The sequence below is a fragment of the Pseudomonas sp. PME37.24/025 genome (assembly GCF_055556615.1).
Window position 1 is genome coordinate 103,403 of record NZ_JBVHNK010000012.1, and the last position, 12,955, is coordinate 116,357.

10 protein-coding genes and 1 pseudogene are annotated in these 12,955 nt (G+C 60.3%); 5 read left to right on the plus strand and 6 right to left on the minus strand.

What is annotated here, in order from left to right; translation table 11 throughout:
- Positions 1 to 15: 15 nt before the first annotated feature.
- Both pta and ACZ3HH_RS21855 read left to right on the plus strand, forming a co-directional pair.
- On the plus strand, positions 16 to 2,115 hold the full coding sequence (gene pta, locus ACZ3HH_RS21850; protein ID WP_465807588.1) for a phosphate acetyltransferase: 2,100 nt from the start codon (positions 16 to 18) through the stop codon (positions 2,113 to 2,115).
- Positions 2,116 to 3,024, plus strand: a complete 909-nt coding sequence (locus ACZ3HH_RS21855) for an acyltransferase (protein ID WP_465807590.1) — start codon at positions 2,116 to 2,118, stop codon at positions 3,022 to 3,024. It begins immediately after the preceding gene.
- Positions 3,025 to 3,205: 181 nt separating this feature from the next.
- Here the strand turns inward: ACZ3HH_RS21855 and cysN are convergent, their stop codons facing one another.
- From cysN to ACZ3HH_RS21870, 3 genes are all read right to left on the minus strand, one after another.
- Positions 3,206 to 5,104 carry a sulfate adenylyltransferase subunit CysN gene (gene cysN, locus ACZ3HH_RS21860; RefSeq protein ID WP_465807592.1) on the minus strand — a complete coding sequence of 633 codons (1,899 nt, stop codon included), beginning with the start codon at positions 5,102 to 5,104 and terminating at the stop codon, positions 3,206 to 3,208.
- A gap of 9 nt (positions 5,105 to 5,113) precedes the next feature.
- A complete protein-coding gene (gene cysD / locus ACZ3HH_RS21865; RefSeq protein ID WP_008008639.1) occupies positions 5,114 to 6,031 on the minus strand; it encodes a sulfate adenylyltransferase subunit CysD in 918 nt (305 codons plus the stop codon).
- A 264-nt stretch (positions 6,032 to 6,295) separates the two neighbouring features.
- Positions 6,296 to 7,054, minus strand: coding sequence for a Nif3-like dinuclear metal center hexameric protein (locus ACZ3HH_RS21870; protein WP_367374192.1), 759 nt, complete (start codon positions 7,052 to 7,054; stop codon positions 6,296 to 6,298).
- A gap of 103 nt (positions 7,055 to 7,157) precedes the next feature.
- Between ACZ3HH_RS21870 and algW the strand changes: the two genes are divergently transcribed.
- From algW to ACZ3HH_RS21885, 3 genes and pseudogenes are all read left to right on the plus strand, one after another.
- Entirely contained in the window at positions 7,158 to 8,318 is a 1,161-nt protein-coding gene (algW, locus tag ACZ3HH_RS21875; protein WP_192346210.1) for a Do family serine endopeptidase AlgW, read from the plus strand.
- 132 nt (positions 8,319 to 8,450) lie between these two features.
- Positions 8,451 to 8,765: pseudogene (locus ACZ3HH_RS21880) on the plus strand (TonB-dependent siderophore receptor); the annotation flags it as partial.
- Between the two features lie 125 nt (positions 8,766 to 8,890).
- Positions 8,891 to 9,622 (plus strand): DUF4198 domain-containing protein, encoded by a 732-nt coding sequence (locus tag ACZ3HH_RS21885; protein ID WP_465807596.1) that lies wholly within the window; start codon positions 8,891 to 8,893, stop codon positions 9,620 to 9,622.
- Between the two features lie 74 nt (positions 9,623 to 9,696).
- Here ACZ3HH_RS21885 and hisC read toward each other — a convergent pair whose 3' ends face one another.
- The 3 genes from hisC to hisG form a co-directional block, all read right to left on the minus strand.
- Complete coding sequence (gene hisC, locus ACZ3HH_RS21890) at positions 9,697 to 10,749, minus strand: histidinol-phosphate transaminase (RefSeq protein WP_465807598.1); 1,053 nt, start codon at positions 10,747 to 10,749, stop codon at positions 9,697 to 9,699.
- Between the two features lie 2 nt (positions 10,750 to 10,751).
- Complete coding sequence (hisD, locus tag ACZ3HH_RS21895) at positions 10,752 to 12,077, minus strand: histidinol dehydrogenase (RefSeq protein ID WP_007901571.1); 1,326 nt, start codon at positions 12,075 to 12,077, stop codon at positions 10,752 to 10,754.
- Positions 12,078 to 12,203: 126 nt separating this feature from the next.
- Positions 12,204 to 12,839 (minus strand): ATP phosphoribosyltransferase, encoded by a 636-nt coding sequence (hisG, locus tag ACZ3HH_RS21900; protein ID WP_007901570.1) that lies wholly within the window; start codon positions 12,837 to 12,839, stop codon positions 12,204 to 12,206.
- Positions 12,840 to 12,955 lie beyond the last annotated feature (116 nt).

The following is a 12,955-nucleotide window of genomic DNA, read 5'->3' on the forward strand; positions in this document are numbered from 1 at the left end:
TTCCAGAGAATCCGCATGCAAACTTTTTTTATCGCACCCACCGATTTTGGTGTGGGTCTGACCTCCATCAGCCTCGGGCTGGTGCGTACGCTTGAGCGGGCCGGTCTCAAAGTCGGCTTTTTCAAACCGATTGCCCAGCCGCATCCGGGTGACACAGGACCTGAACGCTCCACCGAACTGGTGGCCCGCACCCACGGTTTGAAACCGCCTCAGCCACTGGGCCTGGCCCACGTCGAGCGGATGCTCGGCGACGGTCAGCTGGACGAACTGCTCGAAGAAATCATCACCCTTTATCAGCAAGCCGCTGTCGGCAAGGACGTGCTGATCGTCGAAGGCATGGTCCCGACCCGCAGCGCCAGTTACGCAGCGCGGGTCAACCTGCATTTGGCCAAGAGCCTGGACGCCGACGTGATTCTGGTCTCGGCACCGGAAAACGAAGTGCTGACCGAATTGTCCGGCCGGGTGGAGTTGCAGGCGCAATTGTTCGGCGGGCCGAAAGACCCGAAAGTCCTGGGCGTGATCCTCAACAAGGTCAAGACCGACGAGAGCATGGAGGCCTTCGCCTCGCGCCTGAAGGAACACTCGCCGTTGCTGCGCAGTGGCGATTTCCGCTTACTCGGCTGCATCCCGTTCCAACCGGAACTGAACGCACCGCGCACCCGCGACGTGGCCGATCTGATGGGCGCTCAGGTGCTCAACGCCGGCGACTATGAAACCCGGCGCATGACCAACATCATCATCTGCGCCCGCACCGTGCGCAACACTGTGGAGCTGCTCAAACCCGGTGTGCTGGTGGTAACCCCCGGCGATCGCGACGACATCATCCTCGCGGTCAGCCTCGCGGCGATGAACGGCGTGCCTCTGGCCGGCCTGTTGCTGACCAGCGACACCCTGCCCGACCCGCGGATCATGGATCTGTGCCGTGGTGCCTTGCAGGCCGGCTTGCCGGTGTTGTCGGTGAGCACCGGTTCCTACGACACCGCCAACCAGTTAAACGGTTTGAACAAGGAAATCCCGATCGACGACCGCGAACGTGCGGAGATCATCACCGATTTCGTCGCCAGCCACCTCGACGCCAACTGGCTGCACCAGCGCTGCGGCACGCCACGGGAAATGCGCCTGTCGCCAGCGGTGTTCCGCTATCAACTGATCCAGCGCGCCCAGGCCGCCAACAAACGCATCGTGTTGCCCGAAGGCAGCGAGCCGTTGACCGTGCAGGCCGCGGCGATCTGTCAGGCGCGCGGCATTGCCCGTTGCGTGTTGCTGGCCAAACCGGCGGACGTTGAAGCCGTGGCCCGCGCCCAAGGCATCGAGTTGCCACCAGGGCTGGAAATCCTCGACCCGGACCTGATCCGTGAGCGTTACGTCGAGCCTATGGTTGCGCTGCGCAAGACTAAAAGCCTCAACGCACCGATGGCCGAGCAACAACTGGAAGACACCGTGGTGATCGGCACCATGATGCTGGCGCTGGATGAAGTCGACGGGCTGGTGTCCGGAGTTATTCACTCCACCGCCAACACCATCCGCCCGGCCCTGCAACTGATCAAGACCGCGCCGGGCTGCACGCTGGTGTCATCGGTGTTCTTCATGCTGTTTCCGGAAGAAGTGCTGGTTTACGGCGACTGCGTGATGAACCCGCACCCGAGCGCCAGCGAACTGGCCGAGATCGCCTTGCAAAGCGCCGATTCGGCGGCGGCGTTCGGCATCATTCCGCGCGTGGCGATGATCAGCTACTCCAGCGGTGAATCGGCCAGCGGTGAAGAAGTCGAGAAGGTTCGCGAGGCCACATTGCTCGCCCACGAACAGCAAAACTCGCTGTTGATCGACGGCCCGTTACAGTACGACGCCGCCGCCAACGAAACCGTGGCCAGGCAACTGGCGCCGAACAGTCAGGTGGCCGGGCGTGCCACGGTGTTCGTGTTCCCCGACCTGAACACCGGCAATACCACCCACAAAGCCGTGCAGCGCAGCGCCGACTGCGTCAGCCTCGGGCCGATGCTGCAAGGCCTGCGCAAACCGGTGAACGACCTGCCGCGCGGCGCGCAGGTTGACGACATCGTCTACACCATCGCGTTGACCGCGATTCAAGCTGCCAACCGACCTATGGATGTTTAAATGCTGGATTTTCTACCTGCCCCCCTGCGCGGCGTGATCGCCTCGCTGTTGTTGGCGCTGAACACGATTGTCTGCTGCACGCCGCTGTTCGTGGTGGCGATCTTCAAACTGCTGCTGCCCTTCCCCGCCGCCCAGCGTTTCACCGACTGGTTGATGAGCCATATCCACGAAACCTGGATCAGCAACAACAAGGCCTGGATGGACCTGCTTGGGCACACGCGCTGGCAGCTCAGCGGGCTGGAAGGCCTGGACTATCAACACTCGTACCTGATCACCAGCAACCACCAGAGCTGGGTCGACATCATGGTGTTGCAGTACGTGCTCAACCGTCGCATTCGTCCGCTGAAGTTCTTCCTCAAACAGCAACTGATCTGGGTACCGGTAATTGGTCTGGCGTGGTGGGCGCTCGGTTTTCCATTCATGAAGCGTTACTCCAAGGCCTATCTGGAAAAGCATCCAGAGAAGAAAGGCAAAGACCTGGAGACCACTCGGAAGACCTGCGACAAGTTCCGCAATAACCCGGTGGGGATTTTCAACTTCGTCGAAGGCACACGCTTCACCGAGGGCAAGCACGTACAGCAGAGTTCACCGTTCCGCTACCTGCTCAAGCCGAAAGCGGGTGGCATTGCCTTCGTGCTGGATGCCATGGGCGATCAGCTGGAAGCCATCGTCAACGTGACGATCCACTATCCGGCTGGGCGTCCGGGCTATTGGGATTTGCTCTGTGGGAACGTGAAGGATGTAGTGGTGCACTTTCAGGAGCTGAAGATTCCACCGCAGTTCGTCGGCAAAAACTACGACCAGGACGGTGTGTATCGGCTCGAGTTTCAGGGTTGGATCAATCAGCTGTGGAATGACAAGGATGCGCTGCTGGGGCAGATGCACCGCGAGTATCCCGCCAAGGTTTGAGTCGCCTGTACCGGCGCCATCGCGGGCAAGCCCGCTCCCACAGTGGTTCTCTGTGGAACGAAAAATCCGTGTTCACTAGAGATCCCTGTGGGAGCGGGCTTGCCCGCGATGACGATTTCAAGGACACAAAAAAACCCGCAGACGATCACTCGTCTGCGGGTTTTTTATTAACGGCTAACGCTTAGATCGCGCCACGCTTACGCAGCAGATCCAGCACTTGCTTGACGCTTTCTTCCAACGACAGCGACTGGGTGTCGATCACCAGATCGGCATTCAGCGGCACGTCGTACGGGAAGGATTCGCCCGGGATGTTGTCGCCACCCGCCGCGTACAGACCTTGCGGATCACGCTCGGCACAGACCGTCGGCGAGGCCTGGACGTAGACCGTCAGCAGACGCTCCTTGCCGATCAGTTCCCTGGCCTGTTCACGACCTTCAGCACTCGGCGCAACGAAGGCTGCCAAGGTCAACAGACCGGCTTCGTTGAACTGCCGCGCAACGTGCGCCGCACGACGCCAGTTTTCGGTACGCCCGGCGCGATCATTTGGCAGACCTTTGTTCAGGTCGTGACGCAGGTTCTGGCCATCGAGTACAAACACCGCACGGCCCAGGTCGAACAGCTTGCGTTCAACCGCGTAGGCCAGGGTGCTTTTGCCCGCGCCCGACAGGCCGCTGAACAACACGGTGGCCGGTTGCTGGCCGAAGCGCTGAGCGCGTTCTTCGGTAGCAACGTGCGCCAGTTTGCCGTGATGCGTGCTGGTGCCATGGCTCAACGGCTGGGCGATGATCATGCCGGCCGCGACCGTGCCGTTGGTCAGTCGATCGATGACGATGAACGAACCGGTGGTGCGGTTGCTGTCGTAACCGTCCAGCGCGATGGCCGCGTCGAGGCTGATCTTGACCCGACCGATCTCGTTCAACTGCAGCGAGCTCGCCGGCCCTTCGGCCAAGGTGTTCACGTCCACGCGATTGACGATGCTGGTGATCGAACCCGGCACGTAAGTGGTGGCGCGCTTGATGTCGTATTTCTTGCCCGGCAGCATCGGCTCTTCGGCCATCCACACCAGCATGGCGTCGAACGCGTCAGTCACTTGCGGCAGATTGTCGGCATGCACCAACAAGTCGCCACGGGAGATATCGATTTCGTCTTCCATGGTCAGCGTCACCGCTTGACCAGGACCTGCATGCTCCAGCTCACCTTCAAAGGTGACAATGGATTTCACGCGGCTGCTCTTGCCCGACGGCAACACAACGACTTCGTCGCCCTTGTGCACGATGCCGCTGGCCAGGGTGCCGGCGAAACCACGGAAGTTCAGGTTCGGACGGTTGACGTACTGCACCGGGAAACGCAGGTCGGTGTAGTTGCGGTCGCTGGCGATTTCGACGGTTTCCAGGATTTCCATCAGCGACTGGCCGGTGTACCACGGCGAGCGCTCGGACTTGTTCACCACGTTGTCGCCCTTGAGCGCGGACATCGGCACGAACGCCATGGTGGTCGGCTTGAACGCGATGCCTTCGGCGAACTTCAGGTAATCGGCCTTGATCGACTCGAACACGCTTTCGTCGAAGCCGTTGAGGTCCATCTTGTTGATGGCGACAACGATGTGCTTGATGCCCAGCAGCGAGGCGATAAAGCTGTGGCGACGGGTCTGGGTCTGCACGCCGTAACGGGCGTCGACCAGGATGATCGCCAGGTCACAGGTGGATGCACCGGTGGCCATGTTGCGGGTGTACTGCTCATGGCCGGGGGTATCGGCGATGATGAATTTGCGCTTGGCGGTGGAGAAATAGCGGTAGGCGACATCAATGGTGATGCCCTGCTCACGCTCGGCCTGCAAGCCGTCGACCAGCAACGCCAGGTCGATGTCTTCGCCAGTGGTGCCGACTTTTTTCGAGTCGCGGGTGATGGCTTCCAGGTGATCTTCGTAGATCATCTTGGAGTCGTGCAGCAGGCGCCCGATCAGGGTGCTCTTGCCGTCGTCGACGTTGCCACAGGTAAGAAAGCGCAGCATTTCCTTGCGTTCGTGCTGGCCCAGATAGGCGAGGATGTCCTCGCTGATCAAATCAGATGCGTGCGACATGACAACCCCTTAGAAATAACCCTGACGTTTCTTTTCTTCCATCGAACCTGCGCCATCGTGATCGATGACTCGGCCCTGGCGTTCGGAAGTTCGCGTCAGGAGCATTTCCTGAATGATGTCGGTCAGGCTGGTGGCCTCGGACTCGACCGCACCGGTCAACGGGTAGTCGCCCAGCGTACGGAAACGGACCTTCTTCTTGACGATGCGCGCCTTGTCTTCATCGCTCAAGTGATTGAGCAGGCGCTCGTCGTCGATCATGATCCAGGTGCCATTCATCTCGATAACGTCGCGCTCAGCGGCGAAATACAGCGGCACGATCGGGATGCCTTCGAGGTAGATGTACTGCCAGATATCCAGCTCGGTCCAGTTCGACAACGGGAATACGCGGATCGATTCGCCCTTGTTGACCTTGCCGTTGTAGACGTTCCACAACTCGGGACGCTGGTTTTTCGGGTCCCAACGGTGCTTGGTGTCACGGAAGGAATACACGCGCTCTTTGGCCCGGGATTTCTCTTCGTCGCGACGAGCGCCACCGAATGCAGCATCGAAGCCGTACTTGTCGAGGGCCTGTTTGAGGCCTTCGGTCTTCATGATGTCGGTGTGCTTGGCACTGCCGTGGGTGAGCGGGTTGATACCCTGCGCAACACCCTCGGGATTCACGTGCACCAGCAGGTCCAGGCCGAGTTCTTCGACCATGCGGTCGCGGAACGCGTACATTTCCTTGAACTTCCACTGGGTGTCGACGTGCATCACCGGAAACGGAAGTTTGCCCGGGAAGAATGCCTTGCGCGCGAGGTGCAGCATCACGGCGGAGTCTTTACCGACGGAGTACAGCATCACCGGGTTATCGAACTCGGCGGCGACCTCGCGGATGATGTGGATGCTTTCGGCCTCCAGCTGTTTCAGATGCGTCAGTTTGTCGACCATGGCTACTCACGAAAACGATCTTATGGACGGCCTGCGGGCCGTGTTCGAGCGGGGAATCCTAGCACAGCGCCCCCTTCTAATCAGGACGCTGGCTAGATCGAAAGGGTATATGAATATACCCCCTCGTTTGGGCGCTGCAGACCTTGTGGGAGCGAGCTTGCTCGCGATGACTGACTCACATTCAGCATTAATGTCGACTGATACACCGCCATCGCGAGCAAGCTCGCTCCCACAATTAACCGGGTGTCCCGCAGATCCACGTTATCAAATAGGGTTCGGGCAATCGATGAAGATGTGCTCGAGGGCGAAACGTCGCGCCAGGTAATCGCCCAAGGCCTGCACACCATAACGCTCGGTGGCGTGGTGGCCGGCGGCGATGAAGCTGATGTCGTTTTCCCGGGCGCTGTGGAACGTCTGCTCGGAGGCTTCGCCGCTGAGGTACAGATCGACGCCAGCCAACACCGCCTGATCAATGTAACCCTGGCCGCCACCGGTACACCAGCCGACCCGACGAATCATCTCGCTGCCTTCGATCAGCAATGGCTCACGCCCCATGACTTCCTGCACGCGACGGGCGAAATCGCGTGGGGTCATCGGTTCGCTCAACGAGCCGACCAGGCCCACGACTTTCAGATTGTCCGGATCCAGCGGGCCTTCGACGGTGATGTCCAGTTGCCGGGCAAGCTGCACGTTGTTGCCGACTTCCGGGTGCAGATCCAGCGGCAAGTGATAGGACAGCAGGCTGATATCGTGCTTGAGCAAGGTTTTCAACCGGCGCTGCTTCATGCCGGTAATGCACGGGTTCTCGCCTTTCCAGAAATAGCCGTGATGCACCAACACCAGATCGGCCTGGGCCTCCACCGCCGCGTCCAGCAACGCTTGGCTTGCAGTAACACCGCTGACGATGCGCATCACTTGCGGCCGACCTTCGACCTGCAAACCGTTGGGGCAGTAATCGGCGATCTTCGAACTGGCAAGATAGCGGTCGGCTTCTTCGACCAGGGTGCTCAGGGCGACGGCCATAAAAGACTCCTAAATATCCCGTTCAGAGGCGCGCTCGGCCTCGTATAATGCGCGACATTATGGGCGGTCTCACACCGCCTGCAACCTCTGTAGGACGTGCTTAATGCTCAAGGCGCTGCGTTTTTCCGGCTGGCCGCTGTTGGCCGGCGTGCTTATCGCTCTATTGATTATGCAGCGTTACCCGCAATGGGTCGGGCTACCGAGCCTGGACGTGAATCTGCAGCAAGCCCCGCAAACTCTCGGTCTGCAGCAGGGTCCGGTGTCCTATGCCGACGCGGTGACCACGGCCGCGCCGTCGGTGGTCAACCTGTACACCACCAAAGTGGTCAACAAGCCCAGCCATCCGCTGTTCGAAGATCCACAGTTCCGCCGTTTCTTCGGCGACAACTCGCCCAAGCAGAAGCGCATGGAGTCGAGCCTCGGTTCGGGCGTGATCATGAGCCCGGAAGGTTACCTGCTGACCAACAACCACGTGACCAGCGGTGCCGACCAGATCGTGGTGGCGCTCAAGGATGGTCGTGAAACTCTGGCCCGAGTCATCGGCAGCGACCCGGAAACCGACCTCGCGGTATTGAAGATTGACCTGAAAAACCTGCCATCGATCACCGTCGGCCGTTCCGACAATATCCGCATCGGCGACGTGGCCCTGGCCATCGGCAACCCGTTCGGCGTGGGCCAGACCGTGACCATGGGCATCATCAGCGCCACCGGGCGCAATCAGCTCGGGCTGAACAACTACGAAGATTTCATCCAGACCGACGCCGCGATCAATCCCGGCAACTCCGGCGGTGCGCTGGTGGATGCCAACGGCAACCTGACCGGCATCAACACGGCGATCTTCTCCAAGTCCGGCGGTTCTCAGGGCATCGGCTTCGCAATCCCGGTCAAACTGGCGATGGAAGTGATGAAGTCGATCATCGAACACGGCCAGGTGATTCGCGGCTGGCTCGGCATCGAAGTGCAACCGTTGAGCCAGGAGCTGGCGGAATCGTTTGGTCTGTCCGGACGTCCGGGGATTGTGGTCGCGGGGATTTTCCGTGACGGCCCGGCGCAGAAGGCCGGCCTGCAACTGGGCGACGTGATCCTCAGCATCGACGGTGAACCGGCCGGCGACGGTCGCCGCTCGATGAACCAGGTGGCGCGGATCAAACCGACCGACAAGGTCACCATTCAGGTGATGCGCAACGGTAAAGAGCTCAAGCTCACGGCAGAAATCGGTCTGCGTCCGCCACCCGCGCCGATCAAGGAAAAGGAAGAAGAGTAAGCGCTAGGAGCTGCCGAAGGCTGGGATCTTTTTGCGCCCTCAGCAGCTCCAAAACTCCCAAAGCCTCTTAACAGCAGACTTTCTCATTAGGCATGTTATATTGTTTCAATATTACTATTGGAACAACATAACATGTCGTCTCGAACAATGGCTTCCCTCGCGGGCCTGGCCCTCGGTTTACTGGAGGACCCGGTCTTCGCCGAAGAGTCGCAAACCGTTGAACTGGACGCCATCAGCGTCACCTCCGACTACGAATCCCCCACCGGCCCGCTCAAGGGTTACCGTGCGATGCGCTCTTCCAGCGCGACCAAAACCGACACGGCCATTCGCGATATCCCGCAATCGATCAGTGTGATTCCCGTCAGCGTGCTCAAGGACCTGGGCCGCACCAGCGTCGAACGCGCACTGGAATTTGCCGGTGGCGTGTCGAAAAACGTCACCGTGGGCCTGAACCTGAACAACCTTTTCGACGAGAAATACTTCGAGCGCTCTTACAGCAACTACTGGATCACCCCGGCAAGCCGCGCAATTTCACCGTCAGCCTGACACTCAATCTGTAAAAGGAAGTCACCATGCAATACCTCAAACCCTTGGCGCTGCCCGGCCTGCTGCTCGGCCTGCTGTGCGCCAGCCAAGTCTCGGCCCACGGTCTCTGGACCGAACAACGTCGCGGCAACATTGAAGTCATCTACGGCCATGGCCCCGAAGATAACGCCTTCAAGGCGCAGAAAATCAGCGGCGCGTGGGCCTATGACGTAGCTGGAAAAATGATCCCGGTGAACGTACAACGGCTGGCCGACCACGCCCGCCTGCAGCCGTTGAAACCACCGGCAGTGATGGCCGTGGCGCTGAACAATGGCATGTGGTCGCAGACGGCGGATAAGAAATGGATCAACGAAGGACGCAGCAAAGTACCGGGGGCCATTGAGTCGACCCAGACCTTCAAGTACAGCCTGGCGATATACCAGCCGGGGGCGAAACTGCCGAAGCTCGATCAGATGAAATTGCTGATTCTGCCGGAGGTTGATCCGCTGACCGTCGGGCCGGGTAAATCGTTGCCGGTTCGGGTGCTATTGGACGGCAAGCCGGCGGCGGGCGTGAAGCTGGTGGGCGACTATCGCAGCGCGCCGAATACCTTGAGCACCGAAACCGACGCAGAGGGTCGGGCGCAAGTATTGGTGCGTAATGAAGGGTTGAATGTGATTGCAGCGCAGATGGAGATTCCGCTGAAGGACAACCCGGATGTGGCGACGCGCGGGCTGTTCACGTCGCTGACCTTCCTTGGCGAACCGCATCACGAGTAACCCACCAAACCTTGTGGGAGCGAGCCTGCTCGCGATAGCGGTTTTGCGCTCGCTCCCACAGGATCGGGGAAGCCTTACAGGTCGCCGAGGCCATCGATCAGTGCCTGATTCTGCTCCGGCGTGCCGATGGAAATACGCAGGAACTGGGCAATCCGCTCCTGCTTGAAGTGCCGAACGATCACGCCCTGCTCGCGCAACTTCGCCGCCAGCCCTGCCGCATCGTGCTTCGGGTGACGGGCGAAAATGAAGTTCGCTGCCGACGGCAACACCTCAAACCCCTTCGCTTCCAGCTGCGCGACCACCTTCTCGCGACTCTCGATGACCAGCCGGCAGGTCTTGTCGAAATATTCGCGATCCTCGAACGCCGCCGCAGCCCCGACAATCGCCAGACGATCCAGCGGATAGGAATTGAAGCTGTTCTTGATCCGCTCCAGCGCCTCGATCAGATCCGGATGCCCCACCGCCAGACCAACCCGCAGGCCCGCCAGCGAACGGGACTTGGACAGGGTCTGAGTCACCAACAGGTTCGGATAACGGTCCACCAGCGTGATCGCCGTTTCACCGCCAAAATCAATGTAAGCCTCATCCACCACGACCACCGAATCCGGGTTGGCCTTGAGGATTTGCTCAACCGCGTCCAGCGCCAACAGGCAACCGGTCGGCGCGTTCGGGTTAGGGAAAATGATCCCGCCGTTCGGCTTGACGTAGTCCGCCGGGTTGATCTGGAACTGTTCATCCAGCGGCACCGCGTCGAATGCGATGCCGTACAGCCCGCAGTAAACCGGGTAGAAGCTGTAGCTGATGTCCGGGAACAACAACGGCTGATCGTGTTGCAGCAAACCGTGGAAAATGTGCGCCAGGACTTCATCGGAACCGTTGCCGAGGAACACCTGATTGCCCTGCACGCCGTAGTACTTGGCAACAGCCTGCTTGAGCAGGTCGCTGTTCGGGTCCGGGTACAGACGCAGGTTGTCGTTCAGTTCGATCTGCATCGCGGCCAACGCTTTGGGCGATGGACCGTACGGGTTTTCGTTGGTATTGAGCTTCACCAACTTCGTCAGCTTCGGCTGTTCGCCCGGTACGTAAGGCACCAGGCTCTTGACGAAGGGACTCCAGAATTTACTCATGCTCAGTTGCCCTTCTTATCGTCAACGATGCGGTATTCGGCGCTCCGCGCGTGAGCGGTCAGCGACTCGCCACGGGCCAGCACGGAAGCGGTTTTGCCCAGTTCGGAGGCACCCTGCTCGGAGCAGAAGATAATCGACGAGCGTTTCTGGAAGTCGTAAACACCCAGTGGCGAAGAAAAGCGCGCGGTGCCGGACGTCGGCAACACGTGGTTTGGACCTGCGCAATAGTCGCCCAGGGCTTCGGACGTGTGACGGCCCATGAAGATCGCACCGGCGTGACGGATCTGCGGCAACCAGGCCTGCGGATCGGCAACCGACAACTCCAGGTGTTCTGGCGCGATACGGTTGGCGACTTCGATGGCTTGTTCCATGTCGCGAACCTTGATCAACGCACCGCGGCCATTGATCGAGGTTTCGATGATTTCGGCGCGCTCCATGGTTGGCAGCAGTTTGGCGATGCTGGCGGCGACCTTGTCGAGGAACTCGGCGTCCGGGCTGACCAGAATCGCCTGGGCGTCTTCGTCGTGCTCGGCCTGGGAGAACAGGTCCATGGCGATCCAGTCCGGATCGGTCTGACCATCGCACACCACGAGGATCTCGGAGGGACCGGCGATCATGTCGATGCCGACCTGGCCGAACACGTGGCGCTTGGCGGTGGCGACATAGATGTTGCCAGGGCCAACAACCTTATCGACCTTCGGCACGCTTTCGGTGCCGTAAGCCAGCGCCGCAACTGCCTGGGCGCCGCCGATAGTGAACACCCGGTCAACCCCGGCAATGCAGGCCGCGGCCAGCACCAGCTCGTTGATTTCGCCGCGCGGAGTCGGCACGACCATGACCACTTCGGTCACGCCGGCAACCTTGGCCGGAATTGCGTTCATCAGCACTGAGGACGGGTACGACGCCTTGCCGCCCGGCACATACAAACCGGCGCGATCCAGCGGCGTGACCTTCTGGCCCAGCACCGTGCCGTCGGCTTCGGTGTAGCTCCAGGAATCCTGTTTCTGTTTTTCGTGGTAGCTGCGCACGCGGGCCGCGGCTTTTTCCAGGGCTTCGCGCTGAGGCACGGTGATGCGCGTCAATGCCAGTTCCAGGCGTTCGCGCGGAAGGATCAGGTCTGCCATGGAGGCGACTTGCAGGCCGTCGAACTTCTGGGTGAATTCCACCAGCGCCGCATCGCCACGCTCGCGCACAGCCTTGATGATGTCCAGCACCCGCTGATTGACCGAGTCGTCAGACACACTTTCCCAGCTCAGCAGATGATCCAGATGATGTGCGAAATCCGGGTCAGCAGCGTTGAGTCGGCGAATTGCAGTCGGTGCGGTCATAGCGAGAGCCTCATAGGAATGGCAAAAACTCAGGCGCCCTAACTTAGCAGTCGTTTCCGCTTGGGCACCTGAGAATTCTGGCTATGAGGCGGATAGACGGGCGCGACTCAAGGTCGCGCGGGTAAATCAGCCGCGGTGTCGAGACTCCACTGCCTTGCGCAGGGTGTCGATCAACGCCTGGATACGGGCGTGTTGCATTTTCATCGAAGCTTTGTTGACGATCAGCCGCGAGCTGATGTCGGCGATGAAATCCTGGGGTTCCAGGCCATTGGCACGCAGGGTGTTACCGGTGTCGACCACGTCAATGATCTTGTCTGCCAGACCGATCAGCGGCGCCAGCTCCATCGAGCCGTAGAGCTTGATGATGTCGACCTGACGGCCCTGCTCGGCGTAGTAACGCTTGGCGACATTGACGAATTTGGTCGCCACCCGCAGACGGCCCTTGGGCTCGACATCGCCGACACGGCCGGCGGTCATCAGCTTGCAGAGGGCAATTCGCAGATCCAGAGGCTCGTACAAGCCCTGGCCGCCATATTCCATCAGCACGTCTTTACCGGCGACGCCCAGGTCGGCGGCACCATGCTCGACGTAGGTCGGCACATCGGTGGCACGCACGATCAGCAGGCGCACATCGGCCTGGGTCGTGGGGATGATCAGCTTGCGGCTCTTGTCCGGATTCTCGGTCGGCACGATGCCCGCTTCAGCCAGAAGCGGCAGGGTGTCGTCAAGGATGCGGCCCTTGGACAGTGCGATGGTCAACATGGGAAACGTCAGTCCTTATCAGGCTACTGATGCCCGGTCGCAAACGGCGCCGGACACACATCGAGGGCGTCTCTCTAATGAAAAGACTACCCTCGACTTTAAACGAAACCAACGGG

What these genes read in the sequence shown, in the direction of transcription:
- pta (WP_465807588.1), top strand. Translation starts at nt 16, where the DNA reads ATGCAAACTTTTTTTATCGCACCCACCGATTTTGGTGTGGGTCTGACC.
- ACZ3HH_RS21855 (WP_465807590.1), top strand. Translation starts at nt 2,116, where the DNA reads ATGCTGGATTTTCTACCTGCCCCCCTGCGCGGCGTGATCGCCTCGCTG.
- cysN (WP_465807592.1), bottom strand. Translation starts at nt 5,104, where the DNA reads ATGTCGCACGCATCTGATTTGATCAGCGAGGACATCCTCGCCTATCTG.
- cysD (WP_008008639.1), bottom strand. Translation starts at nt 6,031, where the DNA reads ATGGTCGACAAACTGACGCATCTGAAACAGCTGGAGGCCGAAAGCATC.
- ACZ3HH_RS21870 (WP_367374192.1), bottom strand. Translation starts at nt 7,054, where the DNA reads ATGGCCGTCGCCCTGAGCACCCTGGTCGAAGAAGCCGACCGCTATCTT.
- algW (WP_192346210.1), top strand. Translation starts at nt 7,158, where the DNA reads ATGCTCAAGGCGCTGCGTTTTTCCGGCTGGCCGCTGTTGGCCGGCGTG.
- ACZ3HH_RS21885 (WP_465807596.1), top strand. Translation starts at nt 8,891, where the DNA reads ATGCAATACCTCAAACCCTTGGCGCTGCCCGGCCTGCTGCTCGGCCTG.
- hisC (WP_465807598.1), bottom strand. Translation starts at nt 10,749, where the DNA reads ATGAGTAAATTCTGGAGTCCCTTCGTCAAGAGCCTGGTGCCTTACGTA.
- hisD (WP_007901571.1), bottom strand. Translation starts at nt 12,077, where the DNA reads ATGACCGCACCGACTGCAATTCGCCGACTCAACGCTGCTGACCCGGAT.
- hisG (WP_007901570.1), bottom strand. Translation starts at nt 12,839, where the DNA reads ATGTTGACCATCGCACTGTCCAAGGGCCGCATCCTTGACGACACCCTG.